The 9,425-nt window shown below is 55.5% G+C and carries 10 protein-coding genes; 6 read left to right on the top strand and 4 right to left on the bottom strand.

The genetic code is table 11. The features are described from left to right. The coding region (locus tag BM152_RS09715; protein ID WP_139222490.1) for an integrase core domain-containing protein at positions 1 to 283 on the top strand (283 nt) is incomplete at its 5' end. Positions 284 to 399: 116 nt separating this feature from the next. On the opposite strand, the gene BM152_RS09710 is transcribed toward BM152_RS09715, so the two are convergent. Genes BM152_RS09710 through BM152_RS09695 form a run of 4 tightly spaced genes read right to left on the bottom strand, consistent with a single transcriptional unit; the run spans position 400 to position 3,419 of the window. Beyond that, positions 400 to 1,242, bottom strand: coding sequence for an amidohydrolase family protein (locus tag BM152_RS09710; protein WP_066604099.1), 843 nt, complete (start codon positions 1,240 to 1,242; stop codon positions 400 to 402). Further along, positions 1,239 to 1,670, bottom strand: a complete 432-nt coding sequence (locus tag BM152_RS09705; protein WP_066604102.1) for an RbsD/FucU family protein — start codon at positions 1,668 to 1,670, stop codon at positions 1,239 to 1,241. Before BM152_RS09705 ends, BM152_RS09710 begins: the two co-directional genes overlap by 4 nt. Continuing rightward, positions 1,660 to 2,709 carry an aldo/keto reductase gene (locus tag BM152_RS09700; RefSeq protein ID WP_066604105.1) on the bottom strand — a complete coding sequence of 350 codons (1,050 nt, stop codon included), beginning with the start codon at positions 2,707 to 2,709 and terminating at the stop codon, positions 1,660 to 1,662. The genes BM152_RS09705 and BM152_RS09700 overlap by 11 nt, the downstream gene beginning before the upstream one ends. Positions 2,710 to 2,720: 11 nt before the next feature. After that, on the bottom strand, positions 2,721 to 3,419 hold the full coding sequence (locus tag BM152_RS09695) for a GntR family transcriptional regulator (RefSeq protein ID WP_066604108.1): 699 nt from the start codon (positions 3,417 to 3,419) through the stop codon (positions 2,721 to 2,723). 98 nt (positions 3,420 to 3,517) lie between these two features. On the opposite strand from BM152_RS09695, the gene BM152_RS09690 reads away from it, so the two are divergent. The 5 genes from BM152_RS09690 (at position 3,518) to BM152_RS09670 (ending at position 9,387) form a co-directional block, all read left to right on the top strand. Next, positions 3,518 to 5,041 carry a UxaA family hydrolase gene (locus BM152_RS09690; protein WP_066604110.1) on the top strand — a complete coding sequence of 508 codons (1,524 nt, stop codon included), beginning with the start codon at positions 3,518 to 3,520 and terminating at the stop codon, positions 5,039 to 5,041. A 14-nt stretch (positions 5,042 to 5,055) separates the two neighbouring features. Beyond that, complete coding sequence (locus BM152_RS09685; protein WP_066604112.1) at positions 5,056 to 5,802, top strand: SDR family oxidoreductase; 747 nt, start codon at positions 5,056 to 5,058, stop codon at positions 5,800 to 5,802. A 30-nt stretch (positions 5,803 to 5,832) separates the two neighbouring features. Beyond that, positions 5,833 to 7,359, top strand: a complete 1,527-nt coding sequence (locus tag BM152_RS09680; RefSeq protein ID WP_066604114.1) for a sugar ABC transporter ATP-binding protein — start codon at positions 5,833 to 5,835, stop codon at positions 7,357 to 7,359. Further along, the gene (locus BM152_RS09675) at positions 7,356 to 8,363 is read left to right on the top strand and encodes an ABC transporter permease (RefSeq protein WP_066604122.1); all 1,008 of its coding nucleotides are present in this window, start codon (positions 7,356 to 7,358) and stop codon (positions 8,361 to 8,363) included. Before BM152_RS09680 ends, BM152_RS09675 begins: the two co-directional genes overlap by 4 nt. Before the next feature lie 76 nt (positions 8,364 to 8,439). Then, positions 8,440 to 9,387: an ABC transporter substrate-binding protein gene (locus BM152_RS09670; protein ID WP_066604124.1), complete on the top strand. Its 948-nt coding sequence runs from the start codon at positions 8,440 to 8,442 to the stop codon at positions 9,385 to 9,387. The last annotated feature ends 38 nt before the right edge of the window (positions 9,388 to 9,425 follow it).

The raw sequence follows: 9,425 nt of genomic DNA, 5'->3' as shown, positions 1-9,425 counted from the left end.
CGACCGGCTCCGCCGATCCGGCGTGCGTATCTCAATGGATGGGAAGGGCCGCTACCTGGACAATATCTTCATTGAGAGGCTCTGGCGAACCCTGAAATACGAGTGTGTCTACCTGCATGCTTGGGAGACCGGATCAGAAGCGAAGGCAGGCATCCGGAAATGGATGACCTTTTACAACAACCAACGCCCACACTCAGCCCTTGGCGGCAGGCCGCCAGCCGTGGTCTATTGGCTGAGAAATGACAGAACACAACCCGATCAGCAGGAGCAGAGAGTAGCTTAATTTACGCCAGATCCTGTCCAACAAATGGGGAGTAGCTCAATTGGGCCGTCCGATCACGCGTCTCGACATGTTGAGCACCAAGGTTTGTGATGCTTCCCCAGTGTTATACACCGTATTCAGGAAGTAGTGAGTTGTCGCTCGGAAAGCCTATACAGATCGAAGGCGCTTGAGCTGAAAATGGCACTTTTGGCACGTTCACTTGGTATGAGGTCACAGGTCAATTCACGCCAAGTGTCATAATTTGAGGCAAGGGTCAGGACTGGCCAGTCGCTTCCCCAAAGTAGTCTTTCCGGCCCGAAATGTTCCAGAAGATGCGTAACGTAGATGTCCACATCGGTTGTCTTCCAGTCTTTGCCTGCTTCAGTCAAAAGGCCGGAAAGCTTGCAAAAAGCTCCTGTTTCCTTTGCGACAGTGGCGATGTCATGTGCCCAATCGTCAAACAATGCGTCTGCAATTCGGGGTTTTGCGGCATGGTCGATCACGGTGCGCAGTTTCGGGTGGCGTGACAGAAGTTCGCGAAGCTGCGAAAGATGTTGTGGTCGCACGAGTGCATCAAAGGTGAGGTTGGCTTGGATCATCGCCTCAAAGGCCGGTGTGAGATCATTGCGCAGCATCCAGTTGTCGTCGGCGATGTCCTGGATCATCGGTCGCAGGCCCACGAGTTTTGGGTGTTTGGCAAGTTCTGCAATATCATCAGCTGCCGAGGGTGCCGTAAAGTCGGCCCAGCCAACCACGCCCAAAACGAAAGGTGTGTTGTCGGCGATTTCTAGCAGAAATTTTGTTTCCTCAGATGTCGGGGCCGCCTGAACCAGAATTGTTCCGTCAACACAGTTTCGTTGCAGGTGCGGCCTCAAATCTTCTGGCATGAAGTCGCGGTAGAGTGGGGCAAGCCCTGGCGTCAACCAGTCGTAATCGCCACGCGCAAGTTGCCAAAAGTGTTGATGTGCATCGATAATCATGCGCCAATTACACCTTTCTTCAGAATGATATTGCCATAGAGCCGTGTCTCGCCGGTTTGGACGATGGCAAAGGCAGTCTTGGCGCGATCATAGAATGCGAAACGTTCCAATTTACCCAAAACGGCCGGGTTATCTGCTGATGTGTTTATGATGTTCTGAAACGTAGCAACGATGGGTGGCACAGCATCGGGATCGTCTACGTTTTCCATGACCAACGCCGGGTTAGGCACATAGCTGTCTACCGGCATGACGCACAGCACTGCTTCCAAAACATCTGTGGCGCTAACCCCGTCAAGTCGGTGACAGCGCGCGCCGAGTGCTGTGGCCGGAAAGTTGGCGTCGGCTATGACAATCTCATCGCCATGGCCCATTGCGCGCAGGATGTGAAGCAAGTCGGGGGAGAGAAGCGGAGGAATATTATGCAGCATGATTAGGCTCCTTGGGCGTTGGTGCATCGGGGCGAATGAGGCCTTCGCCCTTGAGATCAGACCAAAGCGCCTGTGGTATTGGCGTCTCGAAAATTGCGACGTTCTGGCGCACCTCATCAGGCGTGGAGGCACCGGGAATGACGGTTTTCACGGCCTTATGGCCCAGCGGGAATTGCAATGCTGCGGCAATTAGCGGCGTGTCATGGGCGGCGCAGACCTCGCCAAGTTGGCGAACGCGCGAAAGGATATGTTCGGGCGCGGGGGCGTAATCGTAGCGCGCGCCCTCGATGGCTCCGGTCGCCAGAATGCCCGAATTATACGGCCCGCCCAAAATGATTCCGACATCACGTTTGATGCACAGCGACAGAAAACTGTCGAGCGGGTCTTGTTCCAGCAAGGTATAGCGTCCAGCCAAAAGGAAACCGTCGAATTCTGCCTCCCCCAGCAACCGTTCACAGATTTGCCAAGTATTCACACCCGCGCCGATGGCTAAAATCTTACCAGCTGCACGCAGCTCCGAGAGGGCACGATAGCCACCCTGAGAGAACAGTTGGCGCAGATTATTGTCCTCAAACGCCTGACCGTTGGTTCCGGCATCGATGTCATGCAGGAACAGCATGTCGATCTGATCCGACCCGAGCCTTTGGATGCTATCTTCATAGCTGCGCATGATGCCTTCATAGGTGAAATCAAAGACGATCCGTTTTTGCGGCACATCAACAAAGGCTTCGGGCGTGACGTCCTCAATGGCGCAATCTTCCAACACGCGGCCCACCTTTGTCGAAAGCGTGAGGGCGTCAGTGTCAAACCGGCGAAGGGCTTCGGAAAACCGTATTTCAGAGCGCCCCAAGCCATATTGTGGTGCCGTGTCGAAATACCGGATGCCAGCGTCCCAAGCGGCATCAAGGGTGGCCTGTGCCTCGTCATCTTTGATCTTGCGATAGAGATTACCCAAGGGCGCGCCGCCAAACCCCAGTTGGGTCAGCGCAACGGGAGATGCGGTGCGGTGGTTTAATGGGGTTTTTGTGGCCAGTTTCATGGTCCCTCAATTCAGGTTGTGCGGAAGTAATCCGGATATTCGCGTTCAAGCGGCGCGATGCGTTTTGTCAGCTGACGAAGGTGGCGTGTCATCGTGGTGCGGGCTGCATCGGGATCTTTGGCGGTGATTGCCTTAAGAATGTTTTGGTGTTCTGCCACGGCTTGAGCAGGTCGGCCTGGATCGGGAAGCATCAATTTGCGTGCGCGGCGCAGTTGAAGGGTCATTTCTTCGGCGACCAGATTGACCTTGGGAAAACCGGTAAAGCTCAGGATCAGTTCGTGAAACTCCAGATCAGCTTCAAAGAAACCCTGAAAGTCCTCGTCTTCCACAAGCAAGGCCTGAAAGCGCAGGTTGCGGGACAGTCTCGTGAGTTGATCGTCAGTGTGATCGCTGGCGACGCGCGCTACTGCTGCGACTTCCACAGCTTCGCGTAGAAAGTTCTCCTCCAAAAGCTCCGCTAAAGAAAAGCGCGACACGCGGGTCGCGGATTGTGGGATGATATCAACAAGCCCGTCTGAAGACAGCCGCCCCAATGCTTCGGCGATAGGAGACCGCGAGACGCCCAATTTGTCGCACAGAGCGCCTTTGCGCAGAATCTCCCCCGGTTTCAGCGCCATTTCCAAGATGTTGGTGCGCAGCACTGTATAGACGCGTTGCCCGAGGGGGCCGTCTAAGCTGTTAATATCTAAGATGTGATCCGGTAATGGCATTCTGTATTCCTCTAACTGACATGTTAGTTGACACATGTCGCAAGTCAAGCTAGTTTAGATTAACGGACATGCCCACTGCGGGCCAGAGGAATACGAACATGACAGAACGGCCCCGCATGCTGACGCTGAACCCGCAAGACAATGTTGCTATTGCGCTGGATGACATCGCGGCAGGGGATCTGGGTGCGCCGGAAGGGGTAACTCTTTTGCAATCCGTCACACGCGGCCATAAGGTTGCGATAGCGCCCATAAAAGCGGGTGAGAACGTCCTGCGTTACGGCCAGATTATCGGTCAGGCGACATGTGACATTGCGGTTGGCGAACACGTCCATGTGCAAAATCTGGGCATGGGCGACCATTCCCAAGATTACGCCCACGCAAGTGAGGCTGTGGCGCTTGAAGCGATCCCTGAGGTCCGCACCTTCGACGGCTACCATCGGGCGGATGGTCAGGTCGGTACACGAAACTACCTTGGTATTCTGACCTCGGTGAACTGTTCCGGCTCGGTTGCAAAATTCATAGCAGAGGCGGCTGAGAAGTCCGGACTCCTGGACGACTTCCCAAATGTCGACGGCATTGTTCCGATCACGCACGGCACCGGATGTGGCATGTCGGGCGAAAACGAAGGCTATGACACGTTGTTTCGCACACTGTCTGGTTATGCCCAGCACCCCAACTTTGGCGGGATTTTGTTGATCGGGCTTGGTTGTGAGGTCATGCAAGTGTCCGCGCTTGTCGGAGGCCGTCCGATCCGCGCCGATGGGGCGCTGCGCTATATGACGATCCAGCATGAGGGCGGCACGCGTAAGACGATTGAAAAAGGTCTCGTGGAATTGCGCGGCATTGCCGAGCAGGCGAACATGGCGACACGCGAATCTGCGCCGATCTCTCATCTCATGGTTGGGATGCAATGCGGCGGCTCTGACGGTTATTCCGGCATCACGGCCAATCCGGCCCTTGGTGTTGCGTCGGACCTGATGGTGCGTCATGGTGCAACAACGATCCTGTCGGAAACTTCTGAAATTTACGGCGCCGAACACCTTTTGACCCGCCGTGCGGCGACGGTTGAGGTGGGTGAAAAACTGATTGATCGCGTGCGCTGGTGGGAAGATTACACCGCCCGCAACAAAGGCGAGATGGACAACAATCCAAGCCCCGGCAACAAACGTGGGGGCCTGACGACGATCCTTGAAAAGTCGCTCGGAGCTGTGGCGAAAAGTGGCAGTGCCCCCCTGACGGATGTTTATCTGTTTGGCGAAAAGATCGATAAGAAAGGCTTTGTCTTTATGGACAGCCCCGGTTTTGATCCGTGCTCTGTGACTGGCCAAATCGCCTCTGGCGCAAACCTGATTGTGTTTACGACCGGTCGTGGGTCGGTGTCGGGGTATATGCCTACGCCCTGCATAAAGATCGCTACCAATTCTGAAATGTACGCCCGAATGTCCGAAGATATGGACATCAATTGCGGTGACATCGTCAGCGAAGGGGTCAGCTTGCAGGACAAGGGTCGCGAAATTTTCGAGATGTTCATTCGTGTGGCATCTGGAGAGCAGACAAAGAGTGAAGACCTCGGCTTTGGTGGGGTCGAATTCGTGCCATGGCAAATCGGCGCGGTAATGTGATCATGGGAGGCAATATGACACTCAGGGGTAAAACAATTCTGGTTACTGCGGCGGGCCAAGGCATTGGTGCAGCGAGTGCGCTGGCCTGTGCAAAAGCGGGCGCTAAGGTTTATGCAACGGATGTGAACGCCGACCTGTTGACCAAAATGTCCGGCGTAGAGGGTATTGAAACCCGTGTGCTGGATGTGACGGATGTCGCCGCCATTGATGCGCTGGCTGCCGAGCTTCCCGATCTTGACGGCTTGTTCAACTGTGCGGGTGTGGTTCATCACGGGACCATTTTGGAACTTGATGACGCCGCTTGGGAGTTTTCGCTCAACCTCAACATTACATCTATGGTGCGCATGTGTCGCGCTTTTGTGCCCGGCCTGTTGCGCCGCGCTGAAAGCGAAGGCAGCGCCTCTATCCTGAACATGTCGTCGATGGCATCGTCCGAGAAAGGCTTTGTCCAGCGTACCGCATATGGCGCGACGAAAGCTGCTGTGATCGGGTTGACCAAAGCCATTGCCGCCGATTTTGTAGCCCAAAACCTGCGCTGCAATGCTCTCTGCCCCGGCACAGTCGACACCCCTGCTTTGCAGGGTCGCATCCAAGCTGCACCGGATCCAGTTCAGGCCGAAAAAGACTTTATCGCGCGTCAACCGATGGGCCGTTTGGCTACAGTGGATGATCTCACGCCGACCGTTGTGCATCTCTTGTCCGATGGAAGCAGTTTCATCACCGGACAAAGTGTTTTGGTCGATGGTGGTTGCACGATCTAGCAAAAACGTCGGCTTGGGAGGGCACGCGACATGACATTTCTGGTGGAGATGAGGGGGATCGAAAAACGCTTTCCGGGCGTGCATGCGCTCAAAGCGGTGCAATTCGATCTGAAACCCGGAGAAGTTCATGCGCTCATGGGGGAGAATGGCGCAGGAAAATCGACATTGATGAAAATCATGTCCGGTATTTATGCGCCGGACGGGGGAGAGATGTTTGTCGATGGCAAACCCGTTTCCCCCGATGGTCCGCGTGCAGCACAGGATCTTGGTATAGGGATCATTCATCAGGAACTGAGCCTGATGAATGACCTGACCGCGGCTCAAAATGTTCTGATCGGACGCGAGCCGCGCCGCAGCTTTGGACGTTTGGACGAACATGCGCTCAATGCCAGAACGGCAGAGATTTTCGCCTCGCTCAATCTGGATATGGACCCGCGCACTAAGGTCGGCACTCAAACGATTGCACGCCAGCAATTGATCGAAATTGCCAAAGCCCTGTCCTACAATCCGCGCGTATTGATCATGGACGAGCCGACGGCGGCGTTGAACGACACGGAAATTTCGGAGCTGTTCAACGTCATCGCAAAGCTCAAGGCGGATGGTGTTGGCATCGTCTACATCAGCCACCGCATGGACGAGATCAAACGCATCGCCGACCGCGTAACCATTCTGCGCGACGGGGCCTATATCGACACGGTCGAGGCCGCCGACACGCCACTGAAAACAATCATTCATCTGATGGTTGGTCGCGAAGTCAGCCAAAATGGACCGATCATTCCCGATTTGTCACAAAGCCCGATTGCCTTGGACGTTCGCAACCTGTCGCGCGGACACGAAGTCCGTGATGTCAGCTTTGATGTCCGCAAGGGCGAGATATTGGGCTTTGCCGGTCTCATGGGCGCGGGCCGCACAGAGGTGGCAAGGATCATCTTTGGCGCCGACCCGCGCGACGCGGGCGAGATTCTGGTTGCGGGTCAACCGGTGAACATTCGCACGCCTCATGCCGCTGTCGAGGCGGGGATCGGGTATCTTTCGGAGGACCGAAAACACTTTGGTCTTGCTGTCGATATGACCGTGCGCGCCAACATTGCGATGGCTAATCTGGGACAATTCACCAGCAAAACCGGCGTGTTGGATGAGTGTGCGATGAAAGACGTCGCGGTCAAATATATCGAGCAATTGGGCATCCGCACACCTTCGGACATGCAAGACGTGCGCTTGCTTTCGGGCGGCAACCAGCAAAAGGTCGTTATTGCCAAATGGCTGTTGCGCGATTGCGATGTTTTGATCTTTGACGAACCCACGCGAGGCATCGACATCGGTGCGAAATCCGAAATTTATGCGCTGCTCGAAGACCTTGCGGCACAGGGGCGCGCGATCATCGTGATTTCGTCGGAGTTGCCCGAGGTCATGCGCCTGAGCCACCGCATTGCCGTTATGTGCGAAGGGCGCCTGACCGGCATCTTGCCCGGCGGTGAAGACACCACACAAGAACAGATCATGGAATTGGCCACTCAACGCGACAGTGCGTTGAATGGCGCGGAGGAGTTAGTATGACCACCACAACAGTAGATGCGCCAAAGTCCGTCCTGTCCCGGATCGTTGCTGCGGGCACCCACCAACGGGTTTTGGCCTTTGCCAGCTTGGTCGTGCTTTTGATCGGGTTTGCCATCGCATCCCCGAACTTTATGCAAACCTCTAACATGTTGGCGATTTTGCAGGCCACATCGGTGAACGGCGTCTTGGCGATCGCGGTCACTTTGGTGATCATCACTGGCGGAATAGATCTGTCCGTTGGGACCATGATGACCTTCTGCGCGGTGATCACCGGTGTTGTTTTGACCTACGCCGGCTTGCCTTTGCCCTTTGGCGTGCTGGCTGCCGTTCTGACGGGTGCGGTTTGTGGCGCATGTTCCGGCACATTCGTGGCCAAAATGGCTATCCCGCCTTTCATTGCAACCCTTGGTATGATGTTGATCCTCAAGGGGTTGAGCCTTGTGATCTCTGGCACCCGTCCGATCTATTTCAACGACACTCCGGGGTTTAGCGAAATCTCTCGCGGCTCGTTGATTGGCGATGTGATCCCGTCCTTGCCGATCCCCAACGGTGTGTTGATCCTGTTCATCGTGGCGGGCGTCACCGCCTACATTCTGAACCGCACCGTGTTGGGCCGCTACTGCTTTGCCCTTGGATCGAATGAAGAATCCGTCCGCTTGTCCGGTGTGAACACCCAGCGTTGGAAGATCGCGATCTATGCGCTCGCGGGCTCCATCGTGGGCATTGCAGGGCTGTTGATTGCCTCGCGTTTGAACTCTGCACAGCCTGCGCTGGGGCTAGGATACGAACTTGAAGCCATTGCGGCCGTGGTCATTGGCGGCACATCGCTGTCGGGTGGCCGTGGCTCCATCCTTGGTTCGCTGATCGGTGCGCTGATTATGGCGGTGCTGACCAACGGTCTGCGCGTCCTCTCGGTGGCCCAAGAATGGCAAACCGTCGTCACAGGCGCGATTATCATCTTGGCGGTTTATGCCGACATGATGCGCCGAAAGAACGCGAAGTAATATCGCGAATACCAAACCAAGACTTTGCTGTCCGGGAGGAGAACCGGGCTTGATCGACAACTCAGGAGGAACCATCATGTTGTCACGTCGCTCCCTTATCGCCGCACTCAGTGCGTCAATTGCCATTGCATCTGCGCCCGCCGCATTTGCGCAAGATGAAATCTACATCCCGTTGATTTCGAAAGGCTTCCAGCACCAGTTCTGGCAGGCTGTGAAAGCCGGTGCTGATCAAGCCGCCGACGAATTTGGCGTGCGCATCACGTTTGAGGGGCCGGACAATGAAACCATGGTGGATCGTCAGATCGACATGTTGGCCGCCGCTTTGGCCAACAATCCCGGTGCCATCGGTTTTGCAGCACTCGACAGTCAGGCAGCCATCCCGCTGCTGCGCCAAGCTCACGACGCAGGCATCCCTGTCATTGCATTTGATAGCGGTGTGGACAGTGACATTCCGGTTGCCACAGCTACGACAGACAACGTTGCTGCCGCTGCTTTGGCCGCTGACAAAATGGCCGAATTTCTTGGCGGGGAAGGCAAGGTCGCCGTTGTCGCTCATGACCAAACCAGCCGCACTGGTATTGACCGTCGCGATGGCTTCTTGAACCAGATCGAAGCCAGCTACCCGAACATTGAAGTGGTCAGTGTTCAGTATGGTGCGGGCGATCAGCTGCAATCTACCGAAGTTGCCAAAGCCATCCTGACCGCCAATCCTGATCTGGCTGGTATGTTCGGGACCAACGAAGGCTCCGCGATTGGTATCGTGAACGCTGTGCGCGAAATGAACTCCGAGGATGTTGTCATCATCGGGTACGACTCCGGTAAAGCGCAGACGGATGCGATCCGTGCGGGCCTGATGGCGGGGGCGATCACCCAAAATCCGGTTGGAATTGGCTATGAGACTGTCAAGGCTGCGATTGCTGCAATGAATGGTGAAGAGATGCCGGAAATCATTGATACGGGCTTTTACTACTATGATCAGTCCAACATCGATAATCCTGAAATTCAGGCCGTTCTTTACGATTGATCTAACTTCTGTCGCGGCTCATGTATAAATGGGCCGCG

The sequence above is a fragment of the Celeribacter halophilus genome (assembly GCF_900114135.1).
Lineage (GTDB): Bacteria > Pseudomonadota > Alphaproteobacteria > Rhodobacterales > Rhodobacteraceae > Celeribacter > Celeribacter halophilus.
Note: the sequence above shows the minus strand (reverse complement) of the source record. Positions and strands in the feature narration are given on the sequence as shown.

Excerpts from the sequence above, each read along its gene's own strand:
- BM152_RS09705 (WP_066604102.1), bottom strand. The coding sequence starts at position 1,670 with ATGCTGCATAATATTCCTCCGCTTCTCTCCCCCGACTTGCTTCACATC.
- BM152_RS09700 (WP_066604105.1), bottom strand. The coding sequence starts at position 2,709 with ATGAAACTGGCCACAAAAACCCCATTAAACCACCGCACCGCATCTCCC.
- BM152_RS09670 (WP_066604124.1), top strand. The coding sequence starts at position 8,440 with ATGTTGTCACGTCGCTCCCTTATCGCCGCACTCAGTGCGTCAATTGCC.
- BM152_RS09675 (WP_066604122.1), top strand. The coding sequence starts at position 7,356 with ATGACCACCACAACAGTAGATGCGCCAAAGTCCGTCCTGTCCCGGATC.
- BM152_RS09690 (WP_066604110.1), top strand. The coding sequence starts at position 3,518 with ATGACAGAACGGCCCCGCATGCTGACGCTGAACCCGCAAGACAATGTT.
- BM152_RS09710 (WP_066604099.1), bottom strand. The coding sequence starts at position 1,242 with ATGATTATCGATGCACATCAACACTTTTGGCAACTTGCGCGTGGCGAT.
- BM152_RS09685 (WP_066604112.1), top strand. The coding sequence starts at position 5,056 with ATGACACTCAGGGGTAAAACAATTCTGGTTACTGCGGCGGGCCAAGGC.
- BM152_RS09680 (WP_066604114.1), top strand. The coding sequence starts at position 5,833 with ATGACATTTCTGGTGGAGATGAGGGGGATCGAAAAACGCTTTCCGGGC.
- BM152_RS09695 (WP_066604108.1), bottom strand. The coding sequence starts at position 3,419 with ATGCCATTACCGGATCACATCTTAGATATTAACAGCTTAGACGGCCCC.